Source organism: Paraburkholderia sp. WC7.3g (assembly GCF_050436345.1).
Taxonomy (GTDB): Bacteria; Pseudomonadota; Gammaproteobacteria; order Burkholderiales; family Burkholderiaceae; genus Paraburkholderia; species Paraburkholderia podalyriae.
In genome coordinates this window covers 743,924-756,547 of the sequence record NZ_JBNDMA010000002.1, presented here as the reverse complement: position 1 = coordinate 756,547, position 12,624 = coordinate 743,924, and the positions used below count along the sequence as shown (strand labels likewise).

The following is a 12,624-nucleotide window of genomic DNA, read 5'->3' as shown; positions in this document are numbered from 1 at the left end:
GGCTCTTCTATCGGCGTATCGAAGCAGAGCCGGACAAAGGGTCGAGATCACACCGCCGCGAACCGAATCACCCCATCCGCATCCTGCGTACGCTTCAAATCCCCCGCCCGCCACAGCAGATGCAAATGCGCGAGCGCCTCACCCATCGCGAACGTCATCTGATGGATATCGAGCTGGCGCTTGAACATCAGCGGCACGATATCGGCGGCGCTGCGCGGCTTTTCCGCACAAGCCTCCCGCACTTCAGCGAGCCGTGCGTCGTGATGCTCGCGCAACTGCTGAATCCGCGTGCGAACGCCACGAAACGGCTTGCCATGCGACGGCAGCACCAGCGTGTCGTCGGGCATCGTCTCGTAGCGGCCGAGCGACTCCAGGTACAGTTCGAGCGGCGAGCCCTCAGGCTCGATATCGAACACCGACACGTTGGTCGAAATGCGCGGCAGCACCATGTCGCCGGAAATCAGCGTGCTGGTTTGTGCGCAGTACAGCGCGCAGTGCTCAGGCGAATGGCCGAAGCCCGTCACCACACGCCATGTCCTGCCGCCGATCCTCACGTCCTCGGCTTCGCGCAAACGGCGGTATTGCCCCGGAATCGCCGGCACGAGGCTCGAGTAATAGCTGTTGCGATTGCGCAGTTTATCGAGCGATTCGGCGTCGTTCAGTCCGTGCCGCGCGAAGTGCCGCGCCGCGGCCTCGCCGCCCGCGTTCGAGCCGTCGCCGGTCGCCATCACGCGCGCCTGCATGTATTCGCCGAGCGTCATCCACAGCCGCGCGTCCCAGCGCTTCTTATTGCCGCCGCCGCACACCCAGTGCGCGAGGCCGATGTGATCAGGATGGCAATGCGTGACGATCACGCGCAGCACCGGCTGACCGTCGAGCACCGAGTCGAACACGTTCTCCCAATTCACTTTGATCGTGTCCGACGTGATGCCGCAATCGACCACGGTCCAGCCCTGCTGGCCGTCGATTTCATCGCGCAGCAGCCACAGGTTGATATGGTCGAGCGCGAATGGCAGCGGCATACGCAGCCATAGCACGCCGGGCGCGACTGCCATCGTGCGGCCCGCGTCGGGCAACGTGTCGTTGAACGGGTATTGGAGTTGGTGTTCGAGTGCATTCATGGGGACTGTCTTCCTCCGACGACTCTCCGGCACGGCGAGGTGTGCGATGCCGGTCGGCCAGGTTGTGGTTGCTTTCCGCTCAGGTTGACGATAACGTAAACGTCGATTCTATCGTCCAATCCATATTTGTGCCCGGCCATGCGTCCACGAGATGTTCCGATGAATACGCAATTCACGATCACCGAGCTCGCGCGCGAATTCGACGTCACGCCGCGCGCGATCCGTTTCTACGAAGACCAGGGTTTACTCTCGCCGAGCCGCGAGGGTTCCAGCGGCTTGCGGCGCGTCTATTCAGGCCGCGACCGCACGCGTCTGAAGCTCACGCTACGCGGCAAGCGGCTCGGCTTCACGCTGTCGGAGATCCGCGACCTGCTCGACGTTTACGAGTCGCCAACCGACACCGTACCGCAGTTGCATGCGTTTCTCGCGACGGTCACGCGTCATCGTGAAGTGCTCGAGCGCCAGCGCGAAGATCTCGACGCGACGCTCGAAGATCTCGCGCAGTACGAAGCGCAGGCGCGCGCGCTGCTCGATGGCGCCAGGCACGACGCGAAGCCTGCCTGAAGTTGTCTGACTCTGACCGGCGTTTGCGGAGCGCGCGTGATGAATCACTTCCCCAAGCTGTTATCGTCGCAAATCGGTTTCGACGTCGCGCAGACGATGCTCGAAGGGTTCGACCGTCACTACCGGGTCTTTCGCGACGCCGCGATCCACGCGAAGACGCTGTTCGAAGCCGGCGACTGGCATGGCCTGCAAAGGCTCGCTCGCGAGCGCATCACGTCGTACGACGATCGTGTGCAGGAATGCGTGCATCTGCTCGAAGACGAGTACGACGCGGAGAAGATCGACAGCGAAGTGTGGCAGCAGATCAAGCTGCACTACATCGGTCTTCTGACTACGCACCGCCAGCCCGAATGCGCGGAAACGTTTTTCAATTCGGTGTGCTGCAAGATTCTGCACCGCTCGTATTTCAACAACGATTTCATTTTCGTGCGTCCGGCGATCTCGACCGAATACCTCGAGAACGACGAACTGGCCGCCAAGCCGACCTATCGCGCGTACTACCCCGGCACTGACGGACTGGCCGCGACCCTGGAGCGGGTCGTCACGAACTTCCAGCTCGATCCGCCGTTCGAGGATCTGACGCGCGACGTCGCCTGCGTGATGCAGTCGATTCGCGACGCGTTCGGCGTGTTCGACGAAGCGCCGAACTTCCAGATTCACGTGTTGTCGTCGCTGTTTTATCGCAACAAGGCCGCGTATATCGTCGGGCGCATCATCAACGGCGACGCGCTGCTGCCGTTCGCGGTGCCGCTGCGTCATGTGAAACCGGGCGTGCTTGCGCTCGACACGGTGCTGCTCAGGCGCGAGCAGTTGCTGATCATCTTCAGCTTCTCGCGCTCGTATTTTCTGGTCGACATGGAAGTGCCGTCCGCGTATGTCGAGTTTCTGCGCACGGTGATGCCGGGCAAACCGAAGGCGGAAATCTATACGTCGGTGGGTCTGCAGAAACAGGGCAAGAATCTGTTCTATCGCGACCTGCTGCATCACCTGTCGCATTCGAGCGACCGCTTCATCGTCGCGCCCGGCATCAAGGGGCTCGTGATGCTGGTGTTCACGTTGCCGTCGTTTCCGTACGTGTTCAAGCTGATCAAGGACAACTTTCCGCCGCCGAAGGAAACCACGCGCGCGCAGATCCAGCAGAAGTACCTACTCGTCAAACGTCACGACCGCCTGGGCCGCATGGCCGACACGCTCGAATATTCGAGCGTTGCGCTGCCGCTTGCGCGGCTCGACGAAACGCTGTTGCGTGAACTCGAGAAGGAAGTGCCGTCGCTGATCGAATACGACGGCGACAACCTCGTGATTCGCCATATGTACATCGAGCGACGCATGGTGCCGCTCAATCTGTTCCTGCAGAACGGCAACGACGACGACGTCGAGCACGGCATCAAGGAATACGGCAACGCGGTAAAGGAACTGATCCAGGCGAACATCTTCCCCGGCGACTTGCTGTACAAGAACTTCGGTGTCACGCGACATGGCCGCGTCGTGTTCTACGACTACGACGAGATCGAATACCTGACCGACTGCAACGTGCGCGCGGTGCCGCCGCCGCGCAACGAGGAAGACGAAATGTCGGACGAGCCCTGGTACGCGGTCGGTCCACACGACATTTTTCCCGAGACGTACGGCACGTTCCTGCTCGGCGATCCGCGCGTGCGCCGGTCGTTCATGCGGCATCACGCGGATTTCTTCGAGCCCGAGCTGTGGCAACGATACAAGGATTCTCTGCTAAAGGGCGAGCTGCCCGATTTTTTCCCGTATGACCAGAGCGTGCGCTTTTGCGTGCGTTATCCCGAGCGGTTCGCCGCAGCGACCGATGCGCAGGCGGACGAACCAGATGTGCGCGTGGCTTGATGAATCCCACGAGGGTTCGCATCAGGCCACGCGCGGCGGTAGCCATCCAAGCTATGACCAAGGAGCTCTAACATGAGTGACGCAAACCACAGTGGTATCCATGCCGATCCGATCGTGATCGTCAGCGCGGCGCGCACGCCGATGGCCGGCTTTCAGGGCGACTTCGCGTCGCTGAGCGCGCCGCAACTCGGCGCGGTCGCGATCAAGGCGGCCGTAGAACGAGCGGGTCTGAAGCCCGAGCAGATCGACGAAGCGGTGATCGGCTGCGTGCTGCCCGCCGGCCTCGGCCAGGCGCCCGCGCGCCAGGCCGCGCTCGGCGCGGGTCTGCCGCTCGCCACCGGCTGCACGACGGTCAACAAGATGTGCGGCTCCGGCATGCGCGCGGCGATGTTCGCGCACGACATGCTGGCCGCCGGCTCCCTCGACGTGATCGTCGCGGGCGGCATGGAAAGCATGACGAACGCGCCGTATCTGCTGCCGAAAGCGCGTGGCGGCATGCGCATGGGCCACGGCCAGGTCCTCGACCACATGTTCTACGACGGCCTCGAAGACGCGTACGACAAAGGCCGTCTGATGGGCACGTTCGCCGAGGAATGCGCGGCGTCGTTCGACTTCACGCGCGAGGCGCAGGACGCGTTCGCGATCGAGTCGCTGAACCGCGCGAAGCGCGCGAACGAGGACGGCTCGTTCGACTGGGAAATCGCGCCAGTCACCGTAGCGGGCCGCAAAGGCGACGTCACGATCGCGCGCGACGAGCAGCCGTTCAAGGCCAACCTCGACAAGATCCCCACGCTGAAACCCGCGTTCAGCAAGACCGGCACCGTGACGGCGGCGAACTCGTCGTCGATCTCGGACGGCGCGGCCGCGCTCGTGATGATGCGCGAGTCCACCGCGAAGCGGCTCGGGGTCAAGGCGCTCGCGCGCGTCGTCGGTCATTCGACGTTCGCGCAGGAGCCCGCGAAGTTCACCACCGCGCCAATCGGCGCGATCCGCAAGCTGTTCGTGAAGAACGGCTGGCGCGCCGGCGACGTCGACCTGTACGAGATCAACGAAGCGTTCGCGGTCGTCACGATGGCCGCGATGACAGAGCACGATTTACCGCACGACAAGGTCAACGTGAACGGCGGCGCATGCGCGCTCGGCCATCCGATCGGCGCCTCGGGCGCGCGCATTGTCGTTACGCTGATCGGCGCGCTCAGAAAGCGCGGTCTGAAGCGCGGCGTCGCGACGCTGTGTATCGGCGGCGGCGAGGCGACCGCGATGGGTATCGAATTGATCTGACGCGTCGGCAAAACTTCGAGGCATACGATGAAAACAGTATTGATCGTCGGCGCGTCGCGCGGCCTCGGCCGCGAATTCGCGCGGCAGTACAGCAAGAGCGGCTGGCGCGTGCTCGCGACCGCGCGCGACGGCGCCGCGCTCGACGCGCTCAACGAACTGGGCGCCGAAACCTTCGCGCTCGACGTCACCGTGCCCGAGGAGATCGCGGCGTTCGGCTGGAAGCTCGACGGCGAACGCCTCGATGCGGCGATCCTGGTGTCGGGCGTGTACGGCCCGCGCACCGAAGGTATCGAGACGGTCAGCGCCGAGGACTTCGATCACGTGATGCACACGAACGTGCGCGGCCCGATGCAGTTGCTACCGATCCTGCTGCCGCTCGTCGAGGAAACGGACGGCGTGTTCGCGGTGATTTCGAGCCGCATGGGCAGCATCGCCGATGCGAGCGGCACGACCGGCTGGCTGTATCGCGCGAGCAAGGCGGCGCTGAACGACGTGCTGAAGCTCGCGTCGCTCGACGCGCAGCGCGCGACCTGCGTGTCGCTGCATCCCGGCTGGGTGCGCACCGACATGGGCGGCGCGCAGGCCGCGCTCGATCCGGCGCGCAGCGTCGCGGGCATGCGCGAAGTGCTGGCGCAGGCGGCCGCATCGCGCGACGCTTTTCACGGCCGCTTCTTTCAGCACGACGGTACGCAGCTCGACTGGTAGGAGATACGTTCATGGTGCTTGATCAGGATCACTTGATGGTGCGCGACGCGCTGCGCACCTTCGTGCGCGAAGCGATCACGCCGTACGCGGCGCAATGGGACCGCGAGCGCACCTTTCCGCGCGACGTGCACCGGCAGCTCGCCGAGCTGGGCGCCTATGGCGTGCTGGTGCCCGAAACGTATGGTGGCGCCGGCATGGATGCGCTCGCGCTCGCCTTGATCCTCGAAGAAATCGCGGCTGGCGACGGCGGCACATCGACCGCGATCTCGGTGAACAACTGCCCGGTATGCAGCATCCTGCTGACTTACGGCAACGACGCGCAGAAGCGCGACTGGCTCACGCCGCTCGCGCGCGGCGAGATGCTCGGCGCGTTCTGCCTGACGGAGCCGCAGGCGGGCTCGGATGCGTCGGCGCTGCGCACCACCGCGACGCGCGACGGCGACGCGTACGTGCTGAACGGCGTCAAGCAGTTCATCACAAGCGGCAAGAACGGCGACGTCGCGATCGTGATGGCCGTCACCGACAAGGCCGCCGGCAAGCGCGGCATCAGCGCGTTCATCGTGCCCACCAGCACGCCGGGCTACGTGGTCGCGCGTGTCGAGGACAAGCTCGGACAGCATTCGTCGGATACCGCCCAGATCGTGTTCGAGGCGTGCCGCGTGCCGGCCGCGAACCTGATCGGCGCGCCGGGCGAAGGCTACCGGATCGCGTTGTCGGGTCTCGAAGGCGGGCGCATCGGCATCGCCGCGCAAAGCGTCGGCATGGCGCGCGCCGCGTTCGAGGCGGCATTGAATTACGCGAAAGAACGCGAGAGCTTCGGCGCCCCGCTGTTTTCGCATCAGGCGGTGCAGTTCCGTCTCGCCGACATGGCGACGCAGCTCGAAGCCGCGCGTCAATTGATCTGGCATGCGGCGTCACTGAAGAACGCAGGCCAGCCGTGTCTGACCGAAGCCGCGATGGCAAAACTGTTCGCCTCCGAAGCGGCCGAGCGCATCTGCTCGGCCGCCTTGCAGATTCACGGCGGCTACGGTTATCTGAGCGACTTCCCGGTCGAGCGGATTTACCGCGACGTGCGCGTGTGCCAGATCTACGAAGGCACGAGCGACATTCAGAAGATGCTGATCGCTCGCGCGCTCAACTGAAATTTCGATGAACAAACCATTGTTGTCACTGCAAAGACCCGCCGACTGTCCGTGCGGCGGCGCCACGCCCGACACACGCGGCGGCACCGCGACCAAAGCGCCGCGTTTCGCGCAATGCTGCGGTCGCTATATCGACGGCGGCGACGCGGCGCCGCGCGCGCTGGAACTGATGCGCTCGCGCTATAGCGCGTACGTGCTCGGTGCAACGGACTATCTGCGCGCGACGTGGGACGCCCGCACCTGCCCCGCCGCTCTCGACGCCGACCCTGCCGCGCCCGACGCGCCCCGTTGGCTCGGACTGCAGATCAAAGCGTTCGCCGAAAGCGATGCCGATCACGCGACCGTCGAATTCGTCGCCCGCTACAAGGTGGGGGGACGTGCGCAACGGTTGCATGAAGTGAGCCGCTTCCTGCGCGGCGATGATGGCCGCTGGCGTTATGTCGATGGCGACGTCAACGAGTGACGACGAGCAAGCGGCGATTAAGTAGTCGCTACATTGCACGACGAAGCTTTCCGACGTCTTTCGTCCCTCGCGACGAGATTCATAAAAGGCCCTTGGACAGGGCCTTTTTCGTTTTTCTCCGCTGTGCTCTTTGTTGGCCGAGCACCACAGCACTTACACGGCCTTTACCCGCCGCTTGCCGCCATACGTCCGCAGCCTTTGCCCCGCAAGGCTTTGAAGCCTCGTTCGCACATGCAGCAATTTTTTCCTCGCGGGTTCTCCTTGATTGCACAAAACAAAATTGGCGTGCCAGGATGAGTCCGTTGTTTCATGACGTCACATTGCGAGAGCCGGTCATGCCGGCTCCGCAACATGCGCAGGAAGCCTGACGGGCCGCCGATCGAATGCGGGCCGCGGACTCCGGCGGCATCGAGTGACGCTCATCTTCGGCGCGTGGGGTCGCGCCGGCCGTTGGGTTCATCCCGTGCAATCTCGATTGGCGTGCGTGCGCTTCCCGCACAACGTACGCGAGTGGGTCTTTTTGTGTCGAAAAAGGTACGTCGATGGTGTTGAGCAAGGTTCTGACGAAATGTGCGGTGATCTGCGCCGCGGCCACGTGCGCTGTCGCGATCGCGCACGCCGATTCGCTCACCTACACGTCTGCTTCGACACAGAATGCGACGCCGCTAAGCGACACCCAAGGGCCGCTGTCGCGCGCCCGCGTGCCGCGGCTCGCGCTCGAGGACGACGTCTATCTGCCCACCGCGCGCCTGAACGAAAAGGTCATCCGCGTGCCGGTCGACGCCGCCGGCGCGGTCACGCTCGAAACCACGATCTACAAGCCGGACGGGCCCGGCCCGTTCCCAATGATCGTGTTCAACCACGGCAAGATTCCGGGCGACCCGCGCACCCAGGAACGCAGCGACCCACTGCCGTTCGCGCGCGAATTCGTGCGCCGCGGCTACGTGGTCGTCGCGCCGAACCGCCAGGGCTTCGGCCACTCGGACGGCGTGTACGAGCAGGACGGCTGCGACGTCGAGCGCAATGGCCTCGGCCAGGCCGGCGACGTTGCCGCGACGATCGATTACATGTCGAAGCAGCCTTATGTCGACGCGACGCACATCGCGGTGGCCGGCACTTCACATGGCGGTCTGGCGACGATCGCGTACGGCACCGAAGCGGCGCCCGGCGTGCGCGCGCTGATCAATTTCTCGGGCGGCCTGCGTCAGGACGCCTGCGAGGACTGGCAGGGCAATCTGACGCGCGCATTCGGCGCATACGGCGAGAAAACCACGGTGCCGTCGCTGTGGCTCTATGGCAATAACGATTCGGTATGGAACGCGCCGCTCGTCGCGAGCATGTACGCCGCGTATCGCGCGCACGGCGCGAGCGTCAAGATGATCGATTTCGGCAACTATAAGAACGACGCGCATCGGCTTATCGGCGACCGCGACGGCGTGCACGTGTGGTGGCCGACCGTCGAAGCATTCCTGGCGCGCGCCGGTATGCCGACGGCCGTGCAATATCACGTCGCCGATCCGGCCGCGCCGAAGGCGACCGGCTTCGCCGCGCTCGACGCGGTCGATGCGGTGCCGTACCTCGACAACGAGGGCCGCAATGGCTATCGCAACTTCCTGCATCAGTATCCGAGCCGCGCGTTCGCGGTGTCGGATTCGGGCGCGTGGTCGTGGGCCGAGGGCGGCGACAATCCGATGTCGGTGGCGGTGGCGAATTGCCAGAAACAGAGCTCCGATCCGTGCCGGCTGTATGCGGTCGATAACGCGGTCGTGTGGGGCAACCAGAGCTCGCAGACGGCGGATGCGGATGGTGCCGATGCCAACGGCCGGCCAGCAATGGCGAGCCGGGAGTGAAGTACGCATAGAGCCTTAAAGTCGCGCTGATTTTGATGTGCCGCAAGCCCGCCGTATCGGCGGGCTTTTTCTTGTGCCCTCGGTTCCCCCGCAAAAAACACCTCGTCACCCAAATTCTGGCCAGTAATAGCTCATTACTTTGACGTCGCTAACTCCGTCGATTGGCGAGCTTCCCTCACGAAATCGAACAAGCTGCATCGAACGGCGCCAAACCTCGACGCCACCGCGAAAAATGCGGGTCCCGCGGGTGATGCGCGCGACGCAATAAACCGCTAATCTCGACCCCGCGCACTCGCCGAGGCTTGCGCGCGTGGCAAAAAAGCATCCTGGAGTACCTCTTTGGAAAAGTCAGCAGTTCCCCCCGTCGCCCCTGACGATTGGGTCGCCCGCAGTCTGCGCGCGGTGTGGCATCCGTGCACGCAGATGAAGCACCACGAACGTCTGCCGCTGATCCCCGTCGCTCGCGGTCAAGGCGCATGGTTGTTCGATCGCGCGGGTCATCGCTATCTCGACGCGATCAGCTCGTGGTGGGTCAATCTGTTCGGTCACGCGAACCCGCGCATCAACGCGGCTCTGAAAGACCAGCTCGATACGCTCGAACACGCGATGCTCGCCGGCTGCACGCACGAGCCCGCCGTCGAACTCGCGGAACGTCTGCACGCATTGACCGGCAACACGCTCGGCCACGCGTTCTTCGCCTCGGATGGCGCGTCCGCCGTCGAGATCGCGCTGAAGATGAGCTTTCACAGCTGGCGCAACCGGGGCTACGCCGACAAACAGGAATTCGTCTGTGTCGCCAACAGCTACCACGGCGAGACGATCGGCGCGCTCGGCGTGACCGATGTCGCACTGTTCAAGGACGCATACGACCCGCTGATTCGTCACGCGCACGTCGTCGCGTCGCCCGATGCGCGACTCGCGCAAGCGGGCGAAACCGCCGCCGACGTCGCGCGCCGCGCGCTCGACAACGTGCGCGCGCTGTTCGAGGCGCGCGCGAACCGCATCGCCGCACTGATCGTCGAACCGCTCGTGCAGTGCGCGGCCGGCATGGCGATGCACGACGCGTCGTACGTCGCCGGATTGCGCGCGTTGTGCGACCAGTACGGCGTGCATCTGATCGCCGACGAAATCGCGGTCGGCTGCGGCCGCACCGGCACGTTCTTCGCATGCGAACAGGCGGGCGTGTGGCCCGACTTCCTGTGTCTGTCGAAAGGCATCAGCGGCGGCTATCTGCCGCTGTCGATCGTGCTGTCGCGCGACGAGATCTTCGCGGCCTTCTATCACGACGACACCGCGCGCGGCTTCCTGCACTCGCACTCGTACACCGGCAATCCGCTCGCGTGCCGCGCCGCGCTCGCGACGCTTGATCTGTTCACGAGCGACGATGTGCTCGCCGCCAACGCACGCAAATCGGCGACGCTCGCGGCCGCGCTCGCGCCGCTCGCGGAGCACGCGCACGTGCGCAATCTGCGTCAGCGCGGCACGATCTTCGCGTTCGACGCGATGATCGACGATCCCGAGCAAGCCAAAACGTTCTCGCGCCGCTTCTTCGACAACGCGCTGCAACGCGAGCTGTTGTTGCGCCCGATCGGCACCACCGTGTACCTGATGCCGCCGTACATCCTCGACGACGAAGAACTCGCGCTGCTCGCCGCACGCACGCGCGACACCTTCGGCGCCACGCTCGCGGAGGCCCGCTGATGCATCTGCTCGATACGCTCGCCGAAGGGCTCAAGGAACTCGACGCACGAGGTCTGCGCCGACGCCGCCGCACCGCCGACACACCATGCGCCGCGCACATGACGGTCGACGGCCGTGACATCATCGGCTTCGCGAGCAACGACTATCTGGGCCTTGCCGCGCATCCGCGATTGATCGACGCGATCGGCGAAGGCGCGCGCCTGTACGGCGCGGGCAGCGGCGGCTCGCATCTGCTCGGCGGTCATTCGCGTGCGCATGCGCAACTCGAAGACGATCTCGCCGAATTTGCCGGCGGCTTCGTCGATGATGCGCGCGCGTTGTATTTCAGCACCGGCTATATGGCGAATCTCGCGACGCTGACCGCGCTCGCGGGCCGCGGCACGACGCTGTTCTCCGATGCGCTCAATCACGCTTCGCTGATCGACGGCGCGCGGCTGTCGCGCGCGGATGTGCAGATCTATCCGCACTGCGACATGGATGCATTGAGCGCGATGCTCGAAGCGTCGGAGGCGGACGTCAAGGTGATCGTGTCCGACACGGTGTTCAGCATGGACGGCGACATCGCGCCGCTGCCGCGTTTGCTTGAACTCGCCGAGCGGCACGGCGCATGGCTGATCGTCGACGATGCGCACGGCTTCGGCGTACTGGGCCCGCAAGGCCGTGGCGCGATCGCACAAGCCGCGCTGCGCTCGCCGCATCTGATCTCGATCGGCACGCTCGGCAAGGCGGCGGGTGTCTCCGGCGCGTTCGTCGTCGCGCATGCGACCGTGATCGAATGGCTCGTGCAGCGCGCGCGTCCGTATATCTTCACGACCGCGTCGGTGCCGGCGGCCGCGCATGCGGTGTCGGCGAGTCTGCGCATCATCGGTGGCGAGGAAGGCGATGCGCGCCGCGCGCATCTCCAGCAACTGATCGAACGCACGCGCGCGATGCTGAAGGCGACGCAGTGGTTACCCGTCGATTCGCATACGGCCGTTCAGCCGCTGATCATCGGCGCGAACGATGCGACGCTCGACATCGCCGCGTCGCTCGATCGCGCGGGGTTGTGGGTGCCCGCGATCCGTCCGCCGACCGTGCCGACCGGCACGTCGCGCCTGCGTATCTCGCTGTCGGCCGCGCACTCGCATGCGGATCTCGACCGGCTCGAAGCCGGCCTGCAACAGGTTGGAACGCGCGCGGCATGAGCAATCTGAATAACGATGACGGCACGCTGTCGCTGTTCGTCACCGGCACCGATACGGAAATCGGCAAGACCTTCGTGTCGTCGGCGCTATTGCGCGGCTTCGTGCGCGAAGGCCTGCAGGCAGCCGCGATGAAGCCGATCGCGGCGGGCGCGTTCGAAGTGAACGGCGTGCTGCACAACGAGGACGCGGATCTGCTCGATGCCGCGTCGAGCGTGCTGCTGCCGCCCGCCATGCGCACGCCGTATCTGCTGAAGGAACCGGCCGCGCCGCACATCGCGGCCGCGTTGGAAAACGTGTCGTTCGATCTCGAGCACATCGTTGCGTGCCACAGCCAGGCGCTGAAGCTCGCCGAGGTTGTCGTGGTCGAAGGTGTCGGCGGTTTTCGCGTGCCGTTGACCGCGACGCGGGACACCGCCGATCTCGCCGTCGCACTGAAGCTGCCGGTCGTGCTGGTGGTCGGCATGCGGCTCGGCTGCATCAGCCACGCGCTGCTGACCGCCGAAGCGATCGTCGCGCGCGGTCTCACGCTCGCGGGCTGGGTCGCGAATCGCATCGACCCGGACATGACCTTTCCCGACGAAAACATCGCGTCGATTCGCGCACATCTTGCGCAAGCGTACGACGCACCGTTGCTCGGCGTCGTGCCGCATATCAGCCCGCCGTCGCCGGAACTTGCGGCGCAACAGCTCGACATTCGACGGCTTCTGCAAACGCTGCGCCAATTGCGCGCGGCATAGCGCTGCCCCGCAGCACCGA

11 protein-coding genes are annotated in these 12,624 nt (G+C 65.0%); 10 read left to right on the top strand and 1 reads right to left on the bottom strand.

Going from position 1 to position 12,624, the window contains the following annotated elements; all coding sequences use genetic code 11:
- Nucleotides 1-47: 47 nt before the first annotated feature.
- Nucleotides 48-1,121: an MBL fold metallo-hydrolase gene (locus OKW43_RS14995; protein ID WP_429448196.1), complete on the bottom strand. Its 1,074-nt coding sequence runs from the start codon at nt 1,119-1,121 to the stop codon at nt 48-50.
- Nucleotides 1,122-1,280: 159 nt separating this feature from the next.
- Here OKW43_RS14995 and OKW43_RS14990 point away from each other — a divergent pair, with 159 nt between their 5' ends.
- The 10 genes from OKW43_RS14990 to bioD all read left to right on the top strand — a co-directional run bounded on the left by OKW43_RS14990 (nt 1,281) and on the right by bioD (nt 12,605).
- Nucleotides 1,281-1,685: a MerR family transcriptional regulator gene (locus tag OKW43_RS14990; protein WP_187636978.1), complete on the top strand. Its 405-nt coding sequence runs from the start codon at nt 1,281-1,283 to the stop codon at nt 1,683-1,685.
- 39 nt (nt 1,686-1,724) lie between these two features.
- Nucleotides 1,725-3,542 (top strand): bifunctional isocitrate dehydrogenase kinase/phosphatase, encoded by a 1,818-nt coding sequence (aceK, locus tag OKW43_RS14985; protein WP_187636979.1) that lies wholly within the window; start codon nt 1,725-1,727, stop codon nt 3,540-3,542.
- Nucleotides 3,543-3,614: 72 nt separating this feature from the next.
- Nucleotides 3,615-4,823 carry an acetyl-CoA C-acetyltransferase gene (locus OKW43_RS14980; protein ID WP_187636980.1) on the top strand — a complete coding sequence of 403 codons (1,209 nt, stop codon included), beginning with the start codon at nt 3,615-3,617 and terminating at the stop codon, nt 4,821-4,823.
- Between the two features lie 27 nt (nt 4,824-4,850).
- Nucleotides 4,851-5,528, top strand: coding sequence for an SDR family oxidoreductase (locus OKW43_RS14975; protein WP_187636981.1), 678 nt, complete (start codon nt 4,851-4,853; stop codon nt 5,526-5,528).
- Nucleotides 5,529-5,539: 11 nt separating this feature from the next.
- Nucleotides 5,540-6,670, top strand: a complete 1,131-nt coding sequence (locus OKW43_RS14970) for an acyl-CoA dehydrogenase family protein (protein ID WP_429448193.1) — start codon at nt 5,540-5,542, stop codon at nt 6,668-6,670.
- A gap of 7 nt (nt 6,671-6,677) precedes the next feature.
- Complete coding sequence (locus OKW43_RS14965; protein WP_187636983.1) at nt 6,678-7,133, top strand: YchJ family protein; 456 nt, start codon at nt 6,678-6,680, stop codon at nt 7,131-7,133.
- A 542-nt stretch (nt 7,134-7,675) separates the two neighbouring features.
- The gene (locus OKW43_RS14960; RefSeq protein ID WP_429448190.1) at nt 7,676-8,983 is read left to right on the top strand and encodes a dienelactone hydrolase family protein; all 1,308 of its coding nucleotides are present in this window, start codon (nt 7,676-7,678) and stop codon (nt 8,981-8,983) included.
- A gap of 339 nt (nt 8,984-9,322) precedes the next feature.
- A complete protein-coding gene (gene bioA, locus OKW43_RS14955) occupies nt 9,323-10,684 on the top strand; it encodes an adenosylmethionine--8-amino-7-oxononanoate transaminase (RefSeq protein WP_429448188.1) in 1,362 nt (453 codons plus the stop codon).
- Nucleotides 10,684-11,868, top strand: a complete 1,185-nt coding sequence (bioF, locus tag OKW43_RS14950) for an 8-amino-7-oxononanoate synthase (RefSeq protein WP_429448186.1) — start codon at nt 10,684-10,686, stop codon at nt 11,866-11,868. The genes bioA and bioF overlap by 1 nt, the downstream gene beginning before the upstream one ends.
- Complete coding sequence (bioD, locus tag OKW43_RS14945; RefSeq protein ID WP_429448184.1) at nt 11,865-12,605, top strand: dethiobiotin synthase; 741 nt, start codon at nt 11,865-11,867, stop codon at nt 12,603-12,605. Before bioF ends, bioD begins: the two co-directional genes overlap by 4 nt.
- Nucleotides 12,606-12,624 lie beyond the last annotated feature (19 nt).

Bases quoted from the DNA above. Each gene is read 5' to 3' on its own strand.
- OKW43_RS14995 (WP_429448196.1), bottom strand. From the start codon at position 1,121: ATGAATGCACTCGAACACCAACTCCAATACCCGTTCAACGACACGTTG.
- OKW43_RS14990 (WP_187636978.1), top strand. From the start codon at position 1,281: ATGAATACGCAATTCACGATCACCGAGCTCGCGCGCGAATTCGACGTC.
- aceK (WP_187636979.1), top strand. From the start codon at position 1,725: ATGAATCACTTCCCCAAGCTGTTATCGTCGCAAATCGGTTTCGACGTC.
- OKW43_RS14980 (WP_187636980.1), top strand. From the start codon at position 3,615: ATGAGTGACGCAAACCACAGTGGTATCCATGCCGATCCGATCGTGATC.
- OKW43_RS14975 (WP_187636981.1), top strand. From the start codon at position 4,851: ATGAAAACAGTATTGATCGTCGGCGCGTCGCGCGGCCTCGGCCGCGAA.
- OKW43_RS14970 (WP_429448193.1), top strand. From the start codon at position 5,540: ATGGTGCTTGATCAGGATCACTTGATGGTGCGCGACGCGCTGCGCACC.
- OKW43_RS14965 (WP_187636983.1), top strand. From the start codon at position 6,678: ATGAACAAACCATTGTTGTCACTGCAAAGACCCGCCGACTGTCCGTGC.
- OKW43_RS14960 (WP_429448190.1), top strand. From the start codon at position 7,676: ATGGTGTTGAGCAAGGTTCTGACGAAATGTGCGGTGATCTGCGCCGCG.
- bioF (WP_429448186.1), top strand. From the start codon at position 10,684: ATGCATCTGCTCGATACGCTCGCCGAAGGGCTCAAGGAACTCGACGCA.
- bioD (WP_429448184.1), top strand. From the start codon at position 11,865: ATGAGCAATCTGAATAACGATGACGGCACGCTGTCGCTGTTCGTCACC.